Origin of the sequence: Pseudomonas fulva NBRC 16637 = DSM 17717, from assembly GCF_000730565.1 — a bacterium.
GTDB classification, from domain to species: Bacteria; Pseudomonadota; Gammaproteobacteria; order Pseudomonadales; family Pseudomonadaceae; genus Aquipseudomonas; species Aquipseudomonas fulva.
The window spans coordinates 45,528-62,486 of the sequence record NZ_BBIQ01000021.1 but is presented as its reverse complement, the minus strand read 5'-3'; the positions used below and the strand labels follow the sequence as shown (position 1 = coordinate 62,486).

At 60.3% G+C, this 16,959-nt stretch carries 14 protein-coding genes; 2 read left to right on the top strand and 12 right to left on the bottom strand.

From position 1 onward, the window contains the following. Positions 1 to 218: 218 nt before the first annotated feature. Positions 219 to 494 (top strand): hypothetical protein, encoded by a 276-nt coding sequence (locus PFU01S_RS18345; protein ID WP_027916291.1) that lies wholly within the window; start codon positions 219 to 221, stop codon positions 492 to 494. Positions 495 to 560: 66 nt separating this feature from the next. On the opposite strand, the gene PFU01S_RS18340 is transcribed toward PFU01S_RS18345, so the two are convergent. The 11 genes from PFU01S_RS18340 to sdhC all read right to left on the bottom strand — a co-directional run bounded on the left by PFU01S_RS18340 (position 561) and on the right by sdhC (position 14,594). Continuing rightward, positions 561 to 1,310, bottom strand: a complete 750-nt coding sequence (locus tag PFU01S_RS18340; protein WP_028686596.1) for a DUF599 domain-containing protein — start codon at positions 1,308 to 1,310, stop codon at positions 561 to 563. A gap of 236 nt (positions 1,311 to 1,546) precedes the next feature. Continuing rightward, positions 1,547 to 2,860: a branched-chain amino acid transport system II carrier protein gene (gene brnQ, locus PFU01S_RS18335; RefSeq protein ID WP_027916293.1), complete on the bottom strand. Its 1,314-nt coding sequence runs from the start codon at positions 2,858 to 2,860 to the stop codon at positions 1,547 to 1,549. 406 nt (positions 2,861 to 3,266) lie between these two features. Continuing rightward, positions 3,267 to 4,151: a succinate--CoA ligase subunit alpha gene (gene sucD / locus PFU01S_RS18330; RefSeq protein ID WP_004376004.1), complete on the bottom strand. Its 885-nt coding sequence runs from the start codon at positions 4,149 to 4,151 to the stop codon at positions 3,267 to 3,269. Further along, positions 4,151 to 5,317: an ADP-forming succinate--CoA ligase subunit beta gene (sucC, locus tag PFU01S_RS18325; protein WP_023533614.1), complete on the bottom strand. Its 1,167-nt coding sequence runs from the start codon at positions 5,315 to 5,317 to the stop codon at positions 4,151 to 4,153. The genes sucD and sucC overlap by 1 nt, the downstream gene beginning before the upstream one ends. Positions 5,318 to 5,489: 172 nt before the next feature. Further along, complete coding sequence (gene lpdA / locus PFU01S_RS18320; RefSeq protein WP_028686597.1) at positions 5,490 to 6,926, bottom strand: dihydrolipoyl dehydrogenase; 1,437 nt, start codon at positions 6,924 to 6,926, stop codon at positions 5,490 to 5,492. Between the two features lie 94 nt (positions 6,927 to 7,020). Then, entirely contained in the window at positions 7,021 to 8,241 is a 1,221-nt protein-coding gene (odhB, locus tag PFU01S_RS18315) for a 2-oxoglutarate dehydrogenase complex dihydrolipoyllysine-residue succinyltransferase (protein WP_027916295.1), read from the bottom strand. A 42-nt stretch (positions 8,242 to 8,283) separates the two neighbouring features. Further along, the gene (locus PFU01S_RS18310; protein ID WP_023533567.1) at positions 8,284 to 11,115 is read right to left on the bottom strand and encodes a 2-oxoglutarate dehydrogenase E1 component; all 2,832 of its coding nucleotides are present in this window, start codon (positions 11,113 to 11,115) and stop codon (positions 8,284 to 8,286) included. A 238-nt stretch (positions 11,116 to 11,353) separates the two neighbouring features. Then, positions 11,354 to 12,058, bottom strand: coding sequence for a succinate dehydrogenase iron-sulfur subunit (locus PFU01S_RS18305; RefSeq protein ID WP_023533615.1), 705 nt, complete (start codon positions 12,056 to 12,058; stop codon positions 11,354 to 11,356). 11 nt (positions 12,059 to 12,069) lie between these two features. Next, entirely contained in the window at positions 12,070 to 13,842 is a 1,773-nt protein-coding gene (gene sdhA, locus PFU01S_RS18300; protein WP_023533625.1) for a succinate dehydrogenase flavoprotein subunit, read from the bottom strand. A gap of 3 nt (positions 13,843 to 13,845) precedes the next feature. Further along, a complete protein-coding gene (sdhD, locus tag PFU01S_RS18295) occupies positions 13,846 to 14,214 on the bottom strand; it encodes a succinate dehydrogenase, hydrophobic membrane anchor protein (protein WP_023533603.1) in 369 nt (122 codons plus the stop codon). Continuing rightward, a complete protein-coding gene (sdhC, locus tag PFU01S_RS18290; RefSeq protein ID WP_088523617.1) occupies positions 14,208 to 14,594 on the bottom strand; it encodes a succinate dehydrogenase, cytochrome b556 subunit in 387 nt (128 codons plus the stop codon). The genes sdhD and sdhC overlap by 7 nt, the downstream gene beginning before the upstream one ends. Before the next feature lie 352 nt (positions 14,595 to 14,946). Between sdhC and gltA the strand changes: the two genes are divergently transcribed. After that, complete coding sequence (gene gltA / locus PFU01S_RS18285) at positions 14,947 to 16,236, top strand: citrate synthase (RefSeq protein ID WP_023533602.1); 1,290 nt, start codon at positions 14,947 to 14,949, stop codon at positions 16,234 to 16,236. A 108-nt stretch (positions 16,237 to 16,344) separates the two neighbouring features. Here the strand turns inward: gltA and PFU01S_RS18280 are convergent, their stop codons facing one another. After that, positions 16,345 to 16,950, bottom strand: a complete 606-nt coding sequence (locus tag PFU01S_RS18280; protein WP_028686598.1) for an START domain-containing protein — start codon at positions 16,948 to 16,950, stop codon at positions 16,345 to 16,347. Positions 16,951 to 16,959: the final 9 nt, after the last annotated feature.

The following is a 16,959-nucleotide window of genomic DNA, read 5'->3' as shown; positions in this document are numbered from 1 at the left end:
CAGCAAAGAGCCATGCATGTTCGTACCTCGCGTACATTGTGATACCGGCTAAGTGGCAGTTGCCCGCAACGGATAACCCACCTTAGTGCGAAACACTCGCCAGGGCCGGAAGTTCAGTTTCAAGATATTTAATATCTGTGTACTGACGGTGGAACTAATCCAGCAGGCCCCGACTCGAAGCATCAAGTCAACTTATTCCACCAAGGAGAGACACCCTCATGCGTAAACCATTTGCTTTTGCTCTGATGCTGGCTGCTGCCATGGGCCTGGCTGCTTGCGATAAAGCGAGCGAAGACAAAGCCCAGGACGCACAAGAACACCGTGAAGAAGCCCAGGAGAAGATGGGTGACGCACAGGACAAGATGAACGACGCTGCCAAGGAAAACGCCGAAGCTGCCCAAGACCAGGCCGAAGCCAATCGTAAGGCTGCCGAAGAGGCTTCCCCAGCCACTCCAGCAACCACCACGACTCCGGCCGATCCTGCCAAGCAGTAATCGAACCGATCAAAAAACCCGACAATGTCGGGTTTTTTTATGCCTGTCATTCATGGACTAATCGTTTCAGTTAGGCACAGTGGACTGGGAGGCATGCACCTCACCTGTCGAACTTTCGGTGGGGGTGAATACCATGACGTCAAGCACGTCCGAGTGGAACTCGCGGCGATAAAGAATCAGCACAACCCCTACACTTACCGCCATGAACAACCAGGGGTTGATAAACCAGCTCAACATGGCCATGCCGAAGTAATAGGCGCGCAGCCCGAAGTTGAATTGGTTGGCAGCCAACGACAACACCCTGGCAGCCCTCAAGGCAAAGGCCTTGCGTTCTAGTTCGCTGACCTGGCGCTCGCCGATCATGGGCGCCGAGCCCACCAAGACAGCAGCGAAGTTGTATTGACGCATGCACCAGCTGAACGTGAAGAAGGCATACACGAACACCGTGGCCAGGCACAGCAACTTGATCTCCGACATCCCTTGGGAGGCCTGCTGTACCAACGGCAGGTCGGCCAGCAACGACAACGCGCGGTCGGAAGCTCCCAGCACCGTCAGGATACCGGCGAGAATGATCAGGGTGCTGGAGGCAAAAAACGAGGCGTTGCGTTCCAGGTTGCCGATCACGCTGGCATCGGCAATGCGGTTGTCACGCAGCAGCATCCTGCGCATCCAGTCCTCGCGATACAAATGCAGCACGCTGGCCAGGCATGCAGTGTCCCGCCCCTTCCAGATGGCATAGCGCGTATAACCGCCCCAGCACAGCACGAACCAGCATGCCGCTATGAGGTTATTGAGATTACTCAGGATGAAGTTCATGCAGAGATCCGTAGGTGCCATGTGCCGAAAGCATAAAGACCGTCTTTCGACGCTGGCAAGCCGCAAAAGGCACGCAAACTCCGAAGAATAATTTCCAGGGCGGTTCGCTTGCGGCGTTTGGCAGGGTGCATGCGAACAAAAGCCCCGCATCCTTGCGAATGCGGGGCTTGCGCTGCCAAGCGGTGGGTCCAGCATCCCATGGCTTGTGGCCAATGCCGGACCTTGTGCTTAGCGACTCATGCCATGGCCTGACGGGGCTTGCCGAGCATGCGATCGCATACCACTGCACCCACCAAGGTCACCACCGACGGCACCAGCCAGGCAAGGCCCTGATCGCTCAACGGCAAGTGCGCCATGAAGTCCGGGAGCACGTGGGCAATGCTGCTGCCTTTAACGGCATCGACCATGCCGAACAGCAACGAAACCAGCATTACCGGGCCAAGGATGCGCGTTGGCGAGTTCCACAGGTCGTTCACGAAGCTCAACCCCACCACGACGATGCACGGCGGGTAGATGGCGGTAAGCACAGGGATCGAGAACATGATCAGCTTGGTAAGCCCCAGGTTGGACACCAGCAGCGAGAAGCCCGCCAGGATCACGACCAGTGCGCGGTAGGACAACGGCAGGATCTGGCTGAAGTACTCGGCACACGCGCAGGTCAGGCCCACGGCAGTCACCAGGCAGGCCAGCGCGATCAACACGGCCAGGAAGCCGCTGCCCAGCGAGCCGAAGGTATGTTGCACATAGGCGTGCAGCACGGCCGCACCGTTGCTGGCCCCTGCCGCGATTTCGTGACTACCGGCGCCCAGGCGGAACAGGCTGATGTACACCAGCGCCAGACCAACACCGGCAATCAGCCCGGCAATGATGGCATAGCGGGTGATCAACTTGGGCGACTCAACGCCGCGCGAGCGGATGGCGTTGACGATGACGATGCCAAATACCAGCGCCCCGAGCGTATCCATGGTCAGGTAGCCGTCGGAGAAGCCCTTGGAGAACGCAGCAGCAGCATAGGCAGGCTGCGCCTCGCCAATGGTGCCCGCTGGCAATGCGAATGCCGCGATGCCAAGCACGGCCAGCGCGATGATTTTGAGCGGTGCCAGGAACCGACCCACGGTGTCCAGCAGCTTGCCAGGGTACATCGACACCGCCAGCACCACGATGAAGTAGACCAGGCTGTAGATGAACAACGCCAGCGGGCTTTCACCCGTCAACGGCGCTACACCCACTTCAAACGATACCGTCGCGGTACGCGGTGTTGCGAACAAGGGGCCGACCGACAGGTAGCAAACGGCTGCCAGCAGGCCACCGAAGAACTTGCCAATCGGGCTGCTCAGCGCATCCATGCCGCCGCCTACCTTGGCCAGGGCGACCACGGTGATCACAGGCAGCCCTACCGCCGTGACCAAAAAGCCCAGCGCAGCCATCCATACATGCGGGCCGGATTGCAGGCCGACGATGGGCGGGAAGATGATGTTGCCAGCGCCTACGAAAAGCGCGAACGTCATAAAGCCAAGCGCCAGGATATCCTGGCCTTTAAGAACTTTCATTTGAGGTAGTACCACACTGCTGAAATCGGGATTCGTGAGGGGATTTCCCCATGGGTGAGGGAAATGCTGCCCGGCTTGGTAGGCCAGACCCGTTTAGCGTGTCGTTCCCTTTTGGGGCACGGGCACAAAATAGTCGCGTAGATTAACCGGTTTACCCTTCAAACGCACTGGCACAGTGCGTGTTGTCCGATGTGCGTACGCCATTGTCGTCTGCGTGAACGGAACGATCGGTATTATCCGCTGGCTGAACACGGCGTATGTACGAAAATTCCTATCACAGCCATCGAAAAAACCTAATCGCTTTACCCCTACCCTGCCGCGCAAATCTTCGTCAGAAGAAGCAGCCCCCTGATACGACAAAGGCCACCCGAAGGTGGCCTTTGTGCGCGTGGGGGGTGCAGCGGTATTACTTCTTCACTTCCCAACCGGTCAGCTCGGCCAAGGCCTTGCCGATGTCGGCCAGCGAACGCACGGTTTTGACACCTGCGTCCTGCAGGGCTGCGAACTTCTCGTCTGCAGTGCCCTTGCCGCCGGAAATGATGGCGCCAGCGTGGCCCATGCGCTTGCCCGCAGGTGCGGTAACACCGGCGATGTAGGAAACGACAGGCTTGGTGACGTTGGCCTTGATGTAGGCTGCGGCCTCTTCTTCAGCCGAACCGCCGATCTCACCGATCATGACGATCGCTTCGGTCTTCGGGTCTTCCTGGAACAGCTTCAGGATGTCGATGAAGTTGGAGCCCGGGATCGGGTCACCGCCGATGCCGACACAGGTCGACTGACCGAAGCCGGCGTCGGTGGTCTGCTTGACAGCTTCGTAGGTCAGGGTGCCGGAGCGCGACACGATACCGACCTTGCCTGGCAAGTGAATGTGGCCAGGCATGATGCCGATCTTGCATTCGCCTGGCGTGATGACGCCTGGGCAGTTAGGGCCGATCAGGGTCACGCCCAGCTCGTCGCACTTGACCTTGGCGTCCAGCATGTCCAGGGTCGGGATGCCTTCGGTGATGCACACGATCAGCTTGATGCCGCCGAACGCCGCTTCAAGGATGGAGTCCTTGCAGAATGGCGCTGGTACGTAGATGACCGAAGCATCGGCGCCGGTCGCCTCGACGGCTTCCTTGACGGTGTTGAACACCGGCAGGCCCAGGTGGGTGGTGCCACCCTTGCCTGGGGTGACGCCACCGACCATCTTGGTGCCGTAGGCGATGGCTTGTTCGGAGTGGAAAGTACCTTGCGAGCCGGTGAAGCCCTGGCAGATGACTTTGGTGTCTTTATTGATCAGGACGCTCATTACTTGCCCTCCGCAGCTTTGACAACTTGTTGAGCAGCGTCGGTCAGGCTGGTTGCAGCAATGATGTTCAAACCGCTTTCTGCCAGTACTTTAGCGCCCAGTTCGGCATTGTTGCCTTCAAGGCGAACGACGACCGGAACCTTGACGCCGACTTCCTTCACCGCACCGATGATGCCTTCGGCAATCATGTCGCAGCGAACGATGCCGCCGAAGATGTTGACCAGAACGGCCGCGACATTGCTGTCGGACAGAATGATCTTGAACGCTTCGGTAACGCGCTCCTTGGTAGCACCGCCGCCCACGTCGAGGAAGTTGGCTGGCTTGCCGCCATGCAGGTTGACGATGTCCATGGTACCCATGGCCAGGCCAGCACCGTTGACCATGCAGCCGATGTTGCCTTCCAGGGCAACGTAGTTCAGTTCGAACTTGGCAGCGTGGGCTTCACGGGCATCGTCCTGGGACGGGTCGTGGAAGGTTTTCAGCTTCGGCTGACGGTACATGGCGTTGGCATCGATGTTGATCTTGGCATCGAGGCAGTGCAGGTCGCCGTCGGCCTTGATCACCAGCGGGTTCACTTCCAGCAGGGCCAGGTCGTGATCCTTGAACAGCTTGGCCAAGCCCACGAAGATCTTGGCGAACTGTTGAACTTGCTTGCCTTCCAGACCCAGCTGGAACGCCAGCTCACGACCTTGGAACGGCTGAGCGCCGACCAGTGGATCGATAGTGGCCTTGAGGATTTTTTCAGGCGTGTCGTGCGCGACTTTCTCGATGTCCACACCACCTTCCGTGGAGGCCATGAACACGATGCGGCGGCTCGAACGATCGACCACAGCGCCCAGGTACAGCTCTTTGGCGATGTCGGTGCAGGATTCGACCAGAATCTTGGAGACGGGCTGACCGTTGGCATCGGTCTGGTAGGTGACCAGATTCTTGCCCAACCACTGTGCAGCGAACGCCTTGGCGTCTTCCTTGCTGCGAACCAGCTTGACGCCGCCCGCTTTACCGCGACCGCCAGCGTGAACCTGGGCTTTGACGACCCACTCGTTCCCGCCGATCTTGTCGCAGGCTTCTGCCGCTTCTTCAGGGGTGTCGACCGCGAAACCCTTGGAAACTGGCAGGCCGTACTCAGCGAACAGCTGCTTACCCTGATACTCGTGAAGATTCATGCTTTTTACCGTCTTCGTTAGGTACTGCGCTTCGGCGCTGCGCCATCACTGGCGCCGCACCACCTGTGACCGTTGACCCCGGGTTATCCCATGTGATCCGGTCCGGCGGACTTTCCGCGGTGAGTCATGCACGCAAGACTCACGACGGGCAGCCCGCCGTGGTTTCTTATGATTAACGCTTCTTACGGTTGGCGACGTGAATGGCACCGCCATTCACCGCCAGCGCTGCTTCATGCAACGCTTCGGACAGGGTTGGATGGCTGAAGACCATCATGCCCAGGTCCTCGGCACTGGTGCCGAATTCCATTGCGATTGCGCCTTGCTGTACCAGTTCGGCAGCCGATGGGCCAATCACGTGCACACCCAGTACGCGGTCGGTCTTGGCATCGGCGATGACCTTGACGAAACCACCGGTGTCGTTGGCTGCCATCGCACGGCCGCTGGCCGCGAACGGGAAGGTGCCCACGTTAACCTCAACACCCTCGGCCTTCAAGGACTGTTCGGTCTTGCCAACCCACGCGATTTCCGGGTGGGTGTAGATGACCGATGGGATCAGATCGTAGTTCATCTGGGCCTTGTGACCCTTGATGCGCTCGACGACCATGATGCCCTCTTCCGAGGCCTTGTGCGCCAGCATCAGGCCACGCACCACGTCACCGATGGCGTAGACGCCCGGCACGCTGGTTGCGCACTGGTCATCGACGTAGATGTAGCCACGCTCGTCAATGTTCACACCGCTGTCGGCAGCCAGCAGGTCGGTGGTCACTGGACGACGGCCCACGGCAACGATCAGCTTGTCGAAGGTGATCTTCTGCTCGCCTTCGGCGTTGGTGTAGGTCACCTCGACTTCGTCGCCGTTCACCTTGGAACCGGTGACGCGCGCACCCAGCTTGATGTCCAGGCCCTGCTTGGTCAGGACCTTCTGGGCTTCCTTGGAGACGGCGCTGTCGGCAGCCATCAGGAAGGTGTCCAGGGCTTCGAGTACGGTCACTTCCGCGCCCAGACGCGCCCATACCGAACCCAGTTCCAGGCCGATCACGCCAGCGCCGATCACGCCAAGGCGCTTGGGCACGGATTGGAATTCCAGGGCGCCGGTGGAGTCGACGATCACGTTCTGGTCGACCGGAGCCGGCGGAATGTCGATCGGGCGCGAGCCGGAAGCCAGGATGACGTTATCCGCTTCGATGACTTCGCTGGTGCCGTCGGCCTTGGTCACTTCGACCTTCTTGCCCGCCAGCAGCTTGCCGTGGCCCTGGATGGAGGTCACGCCGTTGGCCTTGAACAGGGTAGCGACACCGCCGGTCAGGTTCTTGACGATGCCTGCCTTGCGGCCAACCATCGCCGGTACGTCCATCTTCACTTCGCCAGTGGAGATACCGTGGACATTGAAGCTCTCTTTGGCTTCCTTGTATTTCCAGGAGCTGTCCAGCAGCGCCTTGGAAGGAATGCAGCCTACGTTGAGGCAAGTGCCGCCCAGGGCCAGCTTGCCCTCGGCGTCGGTGTACTTCTCGATACAGGCAGTCTTCAGACCGAGTTGGGCGGCCTTGATAGCAGCTACATAGCCGCCAGGACCGGCACCAATCACTACCACGTCGAATTTCTGGGTCATAAAAGATTCCTTGTTAGCTCAAGCGGCCGCTGCAAGCCGCAAGACAGACAGGCTTCGATCTGAAGCCTGTCGCTCGCAGCTTACAGCCGCGCGATTAGATGTCCAGCAGCAGGCGGGACGGATCTTCCAGCAGGTTCTTGATGGTCACCAGGAAGGTTACCGCTTCCTTGCCGTCGATCAGGCGGTGATCGTAGGACAGTGCCAGGTACATCATCGGGCGAATCACCACTTGGCCATTGATGGCCATTGGGCGCTGGATGATGTTGTGCATGCCCAGGATCGCGGCTTGCGGTGGGTTGACGATCGGCGTCGACATCATCGAACCGAAGGTACCACCGTTGGTGATGGTGAAGGTGCCGCCGGTCATTTCTTCGATGGCCAGCTTGCCGTCACGGGCTTTCTTGCCGAAGGTGGCGATGCCGTTCTCGATTTCGGCCAGGCTCATGGACTCGGCGTTGCGCAGTACCGGAACCACCAGACCACGGTCGCTGGAGACAGCCACACCGACGTCCGCGTAACCATGGTAGACGATGTCGTTGCCGTCGATCGAGGCATTGACTGCAGGGAAGCGCTTGAGCGCTTCGGTCGCAGCCTTGACGAAGAACGACATGAAGCCCAGGCGCACGCCGTTGTGGGTCTTCTCGAACAGGTCCTTGTACTTCGAACGCAGGGCCATGACTTCGGTCATGTCGACTTCGTTGAAGGTGGTCAGCATGGCCATGTTGGACTGGGCTTCGACCAGGCGCTCGGCGATCTTGGCGCGCAGACGGGTCATCGGCACACGTTTCTCGGTACGATCGCCAGCGGCGGTCACGACCGGTGCCGCTGCAGCTGCGGCAGGCTTGGCCGCCGGGGCAGGCGCCGACTTCTTGTTGGCAACGGCAGCGACCACATCTTCCTTGGTCACGCGACCGCCTTTACCGGTACCCGAGACGCTGGCCAGGTCAATGCCATTTTCTTCTGCCAGCTTGCGGGCAGCAGGGGCAGCGACCGGGTCGTCTTCACCGGCATCGGCAGCAGCGGCAGCCGGTGCGGCGGCCTGGGCAGGCGCAGCAGCCGGTGCAGCGGCAGCAGCGCCGCCTTCCACGATCGAACCCAGCACTTCGTCGGACAGGACGGTGTCGCCCTCGCCCTTGACGATGTCACCCAACACGCCGTCGGCAGTGGCCAGCACTTCCAGGACGACCTTGTCGGTCTCGATGTCGACGATCAGCTCGTCCCGCTTGACGGCGTCGCCTGGCTGCTTGTGCCAGGTGGCAACGGTGCCGTCGGCAACCGATTCCGGGAAGGTTGGGGCTTTGATCTCGATAGCCATTATCAGTGTTTCCTTAAATTCGGTTTCAGATGCGCGAAGGCGTTAAACGGTGAACGCGTCTTGCAGCAGTCGTTCCTGCTGCTCGGCGTGCTTGGAAGCGTAACCACAGGCTGGCGCGGCAGAAGCCTCGCGACCGGCGTATTCCAGGTTCAGCGCCTTGTTGTGGCGGCCCAGGATACGGCGCATGTGGTGCTGGCTGCTGTACCAGGCACCCTGGTTCATTGGCTCTTCCTGACACCAGACCGCATGCTTGAGGTTGGTGTACGGTGCCAGGATTTCGACCAGGTCGTCTTCCGGGAACGGATACAACTGCTCGATACGCACGATCGCAATGTCTTCGCGGCCTTCGGCACGACGTTTTTCCAGCAGGTCGTAGTAGACCTTGCCACCGCACAGCACCAGGCGCTCGACCTTGGCTGGATCGAGGGTGTCGATCTCCGGAATGACGGTCTGGAACGAACCTTCCGCCAGATCTTCCAGCGTCGAGACGGCCAGCTTGTGACGCAGCAGCGACTTGGGCGTGAGCACGATCAGCGGCTTGCGCAGCGGGCGAATGACCTGACGACGCAGCAGGTGGTAGATCTGCGCCGGCGTGGTCGGCACGCACACCTGAATGTTCTGCTCTGCACACAGCTGCAGGTAACGCTCCAGGCGTGCCGAGGAGTGCTCGGGGCCCTGCCCTTCATAACCGTGAGGCAACAGCATGGTCAGGCCGCACAAACGGCCCCACTTGTGCTCGCCACTGGTGATGAACTGGTCGATGACCACTTGCGCACCGTTGGCGAAGTCGCCGAACTGGGCTTCCCAGATCACCAACGCGTTGGGCGTGGTGGTGGAGTAGCCGTACTCGAATGCCAGTACCGCTTCTTCGGACAGGAAGGAGTCGTACAGTTCGAAGCGTGGCTGGCCCGGGTACAGGTTCATCAGCGGTACGTAGGTGCTGGCGTCCTTCTGGTTGTGCAGCACCGCGTGACGGTGGGAGAAGGTACCGCGGCCGATGTCCTGGCCGGTCATGCGGATCGGGTGCCCTTCGAACTGCAGCGTGGCGTAAGCCATGGTCTCGGCGTAGCCCCAGTTGATCGGCAGGCCACCGGCTTGCATCTTCTGGCGATCTTCGTAGATCTTGGCGACCTGACGCTGGACCACGAAACCTTCGGGCAGCTCCAGCAGTTTGGCCGACAGCTCCTGCAGGGTCTTGAGGTCGAAGCGGGTGTCGTGGCGAGCCGTCCAGGCGTGACCCAGGTAGGGGCGCCAGTCCACGAACAGCTCGCGGTTCGGCTCCTTGACCAGGCTCTTGACCACATGCAGACCGTTGTCCAGTGCGCTGCGATAGTCGTCGATCTTGGACTGGGCGCGCTCGGCATCGATGCGGCCTGCCTGGATCAAGGCTTCTGCGTACAGCTCACGGGTGGTGCGCTGCTTGGTGATCTGCTGGTACATCAGCGGCTGGGTGCCGTTGGGCTCGTCGGCCTCGTTGTGACCGCGGCGACGGTAGCAGACCAGGTCGATGACCACGTCACGCTTGAACTGCATGCGGTAGTCGACGGCCAGCTGGGTGACGAACAACACGGCTTCCGGGTCGTCGCCATTGACGTGCAGGATCGGCGCCTGAATCATCTTGGCCACGTCGGTGGCGTACTCGGTCGAGCGCGCATCGAGCGGGTTACTGATGGTGAAGCCGACCTGGTTGTTGATCACGATGTGCACGGTACCGCCGGTCTTGAAACCGCGGGTCTGCGACATCTGGAAGGTTTCCATCACCACGCCCTGGCCTGCGAAGGCCGCATCGCCGTGGATGGAGATAGGCAGCACCTTGTCGCCGACGCTGTCGTTGCGGCGGTCCTGACGGGCGCGCACCGAGCCTTCGACCACAGGCGACACGATTTCAAGGTGGGACGGGTTGAATGCCATGGCCAGGTGGACTTCGCCCCCCGGGGTCATCACGTTCGAAGAGAAGCCCTGGTGATACTTCACGTCACCGGAGCCCAGCTCGTTCATCTTCTTGCCTTCGAACTCGTCGAACAGCTCGCGCGGGTTCTTGCCGAAGGTATTGACCAGCACGTTCAGGCGACCACGGTGGGCCATCCCGATGACGACTTCCTTGGTGCCGTAGGAGCCGGAGCGCTGAATCATCTCGTCCAGCATCGGGATCAGGCTTTCGCCACCTTCAAGGCCGAAACGCTTGGTGCCTGGGTACTTGGTGCCCAGGTATTTCTCCAGACCTTCGCCTGCGGTGACGCGCTCGAGCAGGTGGGACTGCACGTCGGCGGAGAATTCAGGACGGCCACGCACGCTTTCCAGGCGCTGCTGGAACCAGCTGCGCTGCTCGGAATCGACGATGTGGGTGAACTCGGCGCCAATGGTGCGACAATATGTCTTCTGGAGCGCATCGAGGATGTCGCGTAGGCTCGCCTCCTCTTTGCCGATGAACAGGTCGCCGGCACGGAAGGTCGTATCAAGATCGGCATTGGTCAAGCCGTAGTGATTGATCGACAGGTCTACGGGCGCAGGGCGCTGCCACAACCCCAAGGGGTCAAGCTTGGCAGCCTGATGGCCGCGCATACGATAGGCCTGGATCAGTCGCAGCACTTCAACCTGCTTCTTCTCGTGTTCACTGCTCACGCTCCCGGCAGATACCGGCTGGGCGCGGCGCTGGTTCTTTGCCAGCAGTACGAAATGATCGCGGATCGTGGAGTGCGATACGTCGGTAGCGGTGCTGCCGTCGGCGGGCAACTTCTGGAAGTAGGTGCGCCACTCTTCTGGCACAGCGTTAGGGTCGTGCAGGTAGAGTTCGTAGAGCTCTTCCACATATGCAGCGTTACCACCTGAAAGGTGGGCGCTTTCCCACATGCGCTGCATCACGCTTTCTTGCATGCTTGGTCACCCTCGATTAGGGGACTGATCGGCGAGAGCCATGAAACCTGGAACGGTCCGAAAACAGCGACTGAACCACGCCACCTGGATCCTGCTGATTTTCCGGGTACCAGCCCGGAAAGCCCCTGCTGGTCTCATCTTCATAGGTAATGAACAGGGGCTTTGTGAGCCCCGTTCGGGTTTTTCCTCGGCGCGGGCGTTACACCCGCGCGTCGGCGTACTGCAGGTACAACGTCTATCAGGTGCCGCTTTGCAGCAGCATGTTACGTACGTGGCCGATTGCCTTGGTCGGATTGAGACCTTTAGGGCAAACGTTGACGCAGTTCATGATCCCGCGGCAGCGGAATACGCTGAACGGGTCATCCAGGGACGCCAGGCGCTCCTGGGTCTTGGTGTCACGGCTGTCGGCCAGGAAGCGGTAGGCTTGCAACAGCGCGGCGGGGCCCAGGAACTTGTCCGGGTTCCACCAGAACGACGGGCAGGACGTGGAGCAGCACGCGCACAGGATGCACTCGTACAGGCCGTCCAGCTTGTCACGGTCTTCCGGCGACTGCAGACGTTCGATGGCCGGAGGCGGCGTATCGTTCTGCAGGAACGGCTTCACCTTCTCGTACTGCTTGTAGAAGATGCTCATGTCCACGACCAGGTCACGAATGACCGGCAGACCAGGCAACGGACGCAGTACCAGCTTGTTGCCCTTGACCACGCCCGACAACGGGGTGATGCAGGCCAGGCCGTTCTTGCCGTTCATGTTCATGCCATCGGAACCGCACACGCCTTCACGGCAGGAGCGACGGTACGAGAAGCCCTCGTCCTTTTCCTTGATCAGCGCCAATACATCCAGAACCATCAGGTCCTTGCCGCCGGTATCGACGTCGAACGACTCCATCTTGGGGGCCGCGTCGGTGTCGGGGTTGTAGCGATAAACTTCGACTTTCAACATAGCAGCCACCCTTAGTAGGTCCGGATTTTTGGTTCGAAGGCCGGCACGGTCTTCGGCGCAAAGTTGACGCCACGCTTGGCAACGCGCTTGACACCCGGGTAGTACAGGGTGTGGCACAGCCAGTTCTCGTCGTCACGGTCTTCGAAGTCTTCACGGGCGTGAGCGCCGCGCGACTCTTTACGGGCTTCGGCCGCGATGGCGGTAGCTTCGGCAACTTCCAGCAGGTTCTGCAGCTCCAGCGCTTCGATACGCGCGGTGTTGAAGGCCTGGGACTTGTCGTTGATCTTGACGTTGGCGATACGCTCACGCAGGCCAGCCAGCTGCTCGATACCCTTGAGCATGTACTCGCCGGTACGGAATACGCCGAAGTAGTTCTGCATGCAGCTCTGCAATTCGCGCTTGAGGCTGGCAACGTCTTCGCCGGTGGAGCGCTCGTTGAGCTTGTTCAGGCGATTGAGGGCAACGTCGATGTCGGTGTCGCTGGCGTCGAGGTGCTCGATGCCGTCGCTCAGTGCCTTCTCCAGGTGCAGGCCGGCAGCACGGCCGAACACCACCAGGTCGAGCAGGGAGTTGCCACCCAGGCGGTTGGCACCGTGAACCGATACGCACGCTACTTCACCTACGGCGAACAGGCCAGGGATGATGTGATCCTTGCCTTCTTCGTCCATGGTGATGGCTTGGCCATGAATGTTGGTGGCAACGCCGCCCATCATGTAGTGGCAGGTTGGAACGACCGGCACTGGCGCGACGACCGGATCGACATGGGCGAAGGTCTTGGACAGTTCGCAGATGCCTGGCAGGCGGCTGTGCAGCACCTCCTCGCCCAGGTGGTCCAGCTTCAGCAGCACGTGGTCCTTGTTCGGGCCCACGCCGTTGCCGGCGATGATTTCCTTGACCATGGAACGGGCAACCACGTCGCGGCCGGCCAAGTCTTTGGCGTTCGGCGCGTAGCGCTCCATGAAGCGCTCGCCATGGGCGTTGATCAGGTAACCACCCTCACCGCGGCAACCCTCGGTGACCAGTACGCCGGCACCGGCGATACCGGTCGGGTGGAACTGCCACATCTCGATGTCCTGCACCGGAACACCAGCGCGCAGCGCCATGCCGATGCCGTCACCGGTATTGATCAGGGCGTTGGTGGTGGAGGCGTAGATTCGGCCAGCACCGCCAGTGGCCAGAACGGTGGCCTTGGACTTGATGTACATGGTTTCGCCGGTTTCGATGCAGATCGCGATCACGCCGACGAAGGCGCCTTCCTGGTTCTTCACCAGGTCAACGGCATAGTACTCGTTGAGGAAGGTGGTACCGGCTTTCAGGTTACCCTGGTACAGGGTGTGCAGCAGCGCGTGACCGGTACGGTCGGAAGCGGCACAGGTACGGGCAGCCTGGCCACCCTTGCCGAAGTCCTTGGACTGGCCACCGAACGGACGCTGGTAGATACGGCCGGTTTCGGTGCGCGAGAACGGCAGGCCCATGTGGTCCAGCTCGAAGACCGCAGCCGGGCCTTCCTGGCACATGTATTCGATAGCGTCCTGGTCACCGATGTAGTCCGAGCCCTTGACGGTATCGTACATGTGCCAGCGCCAGTCGTCGTTCGGGTCGGCCGAAGCGATGGCGCAGGTGATGCCGCCCTGGGCGGACACGGTGTGCGAACGGGTCGGGAAGACCTTGGTGACCACGGCAGTCTTGTGACCGCCCTGGGCCAGTTGCAGCGCTGCGCGCATGCCGGCGCCGCCGCCACCGATGATGATGGCGTCGAAGGAAATGGTTGGAATGCTAGCCATGGATCAGATACCCCAGAGAATCTGCACACCCCAGACGAAGTAAGCGAACATCGCAACGCCGCATACCGCCTGGAACAGGAAACGAATCGCAGTTGCCGACTTGCCGAACGACATAGGCGTCAGGTAGTCGGTAGCAATGGTCCACATGCCGACCCAGGCGTGAGCGCCGAGGGCAACGAGGGCCAGCAGACTGAAGATCCGCATCGCGTTGTTGGAGAACAGGGCATGCCACTGGGCATAGTCGATGCCTGGGTGGGCGACCACGTAGCCGATCAGGAAGATGAAGTAAGCCGCGAGAACGACCGCCGAGACGCGCTGCGCCATCCAGTCATAGAGGCCCGAACGCGACAGGTTCGTGACGTTGGTTACCATACCCAAACTCCCACCAGAACGATCAGCACCACGGAGATGACGATCACGATTTTCGAGCCCAGCTTGCCGCCTTCCAGCGTCTCGCCGACACCCATGTCCATGATCAGGTGACGAACACCTGCCACGAGGTGATAAAGCAGGGCGGACAACAGGCCCCAGGTCACGAACTTGGCCAGCGGGCTGGTCAGACACGCCTTCACTTCACCGAAACCTTCCTCGGAACCCAGCGACTTGCCCAGTGCATACAGCATGATGGCAAGGCCGATGAACAGGATGACGCCGGAGATACGGTGCAGGATGGACGTGTACGCAGTGACAGGAAGCTTGATGGTCCTTAGGTCTAGGTTTACAGGTCGTTGGCTTTTCACGGCTTTTTTCACACTGAAGAGCCCCTAGCGAATCAGGGCAAAGTTGTTGGTAAGTGTACTGGTCAGGTACCCACCACCCAGGGAACGGCGACCCCCAGCAGGTCGGGCTTGCAAGCCCCTGGCGGTCGGGTGCCGAGTATAGACAGTTAGGCTGCTCATGACAACGTGAGGGGGTAGCCCGAATAGCGCATTGCCTTTAACGAGCAAAAGGCGTAAACGGGCGAGAATTTCGGGAAAAATCAGGCTTGAACAGCTGATTCAACAAGCCTTTAGGCAAATTGACATCTGAATTTATCCCTCTATAGTGGTGCGGGCCCTGCGTGGGGGGTCTGTCTGATGATTTCAAGCATTAATAGGAGGCCACATGGCTGACAAAAAAGCGCAGTTGGTCATCGAGGGCACTGCCCCCGTCGAGCTGCCCATTTTAACCGGCACGGTTGGTCCTGATGTAATCGACGTCCGCGGGTTGGGGGCCACTGGTCACTTCACCTTCGACCCTGGTTTCATGGCAACGGCCTCGTGCGAGTCGAAGATCACCTACATCGACGGCGACAAGGGTATCTTGCTGCACCGCGGCTACCCCATCGAGCAACTGGCCGAGCAGTCCGACTACCTCGAGACCTGCTACCTGCTGCTCAACGGCGAACTGCCCAATGCCGAGCAGAAAGCCCAGTTCGTCAGCACCGTCAAGAACCACACGATGGTTCACGAACAGCTCAAGACGTTCTTCAACGGCTTCCGCCGCGACGCTCACCCGATGGCGGTGATGTGCGGTGTGGTCGGCGCCCTGTCGGCCTTCTACCACGACTCCCTGGACATCAATAACCCGCAACACCGCGAAATCTCCGCGGTGCGCCTGGTCGCCAAGATGCCGACCCTGGCCGCGATGGTGTACAAGTACTCCATGGGCCAGCCCATGATGTACCCGCGCAACGACCTGTCATATGCGGAAAACTTCCTGCACATGATGTTCAACACCCCGTGCGAGATCAAACCGATCAGCCCGGTGCTGGCAAAGGCGATGGACCGGATCTTCATCCTCCACGCCGACCACGAGCAGAACGCCTCCACCTCCACCGTGCGCCTGGCAGGCTCGTCGGGTGCCAACCCGTTCGCCTGCATCGCTGCCGGCATCGCGGCACTCTGGGGCCCGGCCCACGGCGGCGCCAACGAAGCGGTACTGACCATGCTCGATGAGATTGGCGATGTGTCCAACATCGACACCTTCATCGCCAAGGCCAAAGACAAGAACGATCCGTTCAAGCTCATGGGCTTCGGTCATCGCGTCTACAAGAACCGCGACCCGCGCGCCACTGTGATGAAGCAGACCTGCGACGAAGTTCTGCGCGAACTGGGCATCAAGAACGATCCACAGCTCGAGCTGGCCATGCGCCTGGAAGAGATCGCCCTCACCGATCCTTACTTCATCGAGCGCTCGCTGTACCCGAACGTCGACTTCTACTCGGGCATCATCCTGAAGGCCATCGGCATTCCAACCAGCATGTTCACCGTGATCTTTGCCCTGGCGCGCACCGTCGGCTGGATCTCGCACTGGAAGGAAATGCTCTCCAGCCCGTACAAGATCGGCCGCCCGCGCCAGTTGTACACCGGCGAGGCGAAGCGCGATATCGTGGCACTGACCGACCGCAAGTAAGCGTTCACCGTCAAATGCCAAAAGGCTGCCCTAGGGCAGCCTTTTTCGTAGGTCCTGTGCTGACCGCCTCTAAAGTCAGGCGGCCTTCACCAATGCAGCAGAAAAACCTCAGTTTTTCTCGGCGCGCGCGCGAAGCGCCTTGAGCGTATTGAACGGGGCTTCCACGACGAACTTGTTGGCAATCATCGCCGGCACACTCCCGCCTGGCTCGGTATGCACTTGGTACGTCACCTCCGTGCTGTCACCCTTGGGCACCAGCTTCCAGAAACCGTCTACCATAGCCACTCGAACAAAGCCCTTCTCTTCGGGCACGTAGGCAGGCTCTTCGACGAGGTTACGTGTAAGGCTGCCATCGGCACCCTTGACCGTGGTAACACGCAGCACGGAGTCGCGCGGCGTTACAGGCCAGGGCGTATTGAACTGGGTATAGGTCCAGCTCTGATCACCCTCATGCTTGAGCAGTTTCTGCAACTTGCACTCGTGAATCCAGGCACAAGCCCCGGCCACATCCTCCTGCAACGCCTGGACTTTGGCCAACGGCGCCTTGATGACGGTCACGCCTCGGTACGCCTTGTATTTGGAGCCCGGCACTTCACTGAGGGACACCTTGATGCCCTCCTCGTCCTTGGCCACCTGCCAGTTTTCAGCCAAGGCAACAGGTGCAAACAGAACACTGAAGCTACACAGCAGCGCTATACGCTTGAACGATCTCATCATGTTTAT

What these genes read in the sequence shown, in the direction of transcription:
- PFU01S_RS18345 (WP_027916291.1), top strand. Translation starts at nt 219, where the DNA reads ATGCGTAAACCATTTGCTTTTGCTCTGATGCTGGCTGCTGCCATGGGC.
- PFU01S_RS18340 (WP_028686596.1), bottom strand. Translation starts at nt 1,310, where the DNA reads ATGAACTTCATCCTGAGTAATCTCAATAACCTCATAGCGGCATGCTGG.
- brnQ (WP_027916293.1), bottom strand. Translation starts at nt 2,860, where the DNA reads ATGAAAGTTCTTAAAGGCCAGGATATCCTGGCGCTTGGCTTTATGACG.
- sucD (WP_004376004.1), bottom strand. Translation starts at nt 4,151, where the DNA reads ATGAGCGTCCTGATCAATAAAGACACCAAAGTCATCTGCCAGGGCTTC.
- sucC (WP_023533614.1), bottom strand. Translation starts at nt 5,317, where the DNA reads ATGAATCTTCACGAGTATCAGGGTAAGCAGCTGTTCGCTGAGTACGGC.
- lpdA (WP_028686597.1), bottom strand. Translation starts at nt 6,926, where the DNA reads ATGACCCAGAAATTCGACGTGGTAGTGATTGGTGCCGGTCCTGGCGGC.
- odhB (WP_027916295.1), bottom strand. Translation starts at nt 8,241, where the DNA reads ATGGCTATCGAGATCAAAGCCCCAACCTTCCCGGAATCGGTTGCCGAC.
- PFU01S_RS18310 (WP_023533567.1), bottom strand. Translation starts at nt 11,115, where the DNA reads ATGCAAGAAAGCGTGATGCAGCGCATGTGGGAAAGCGCCCACCTTTCA.
- PFU01S_RS18305 (WP_023533615.1), bottom strand. Translation starts at nt 12,058, where the DNA reads ATGTTGAAAGTCGAAGTTTATCGCTACAACCCCGACACCGACGCGGCC.
- sdhA (WP_023533625.1), bottom strand. Translation starts at nt 13,842, where the DNA reads ATGGCTAGCATTCCAACCATTTCCTTCGACGCCATCATCATCGGTGGC.
- sdhD (WP_023533603.1), bottom strand. Translation starts at nt 14,214, where the DNA reads ATGGTAACCAACGTCACGAACCTGTCGCGTTCGGGCCTCTATGACTGG.
- gltA (WP_023533602.1), top strand. Translation starts at nt 14,947, where the DNA reads ATGGCTGACAAAAAAGCGCAGTTGGTCATCGAGGGCACTGCCCCCGTC.
- PFU01S_RS18280 (WP_028686598.1), bottom strand. Translation starts at nt 16,950, where the DNA reads ATGAGATCGTTCAAGCGTATAGCGCTGCTGTGTAGCTTCAGTGTTCTG.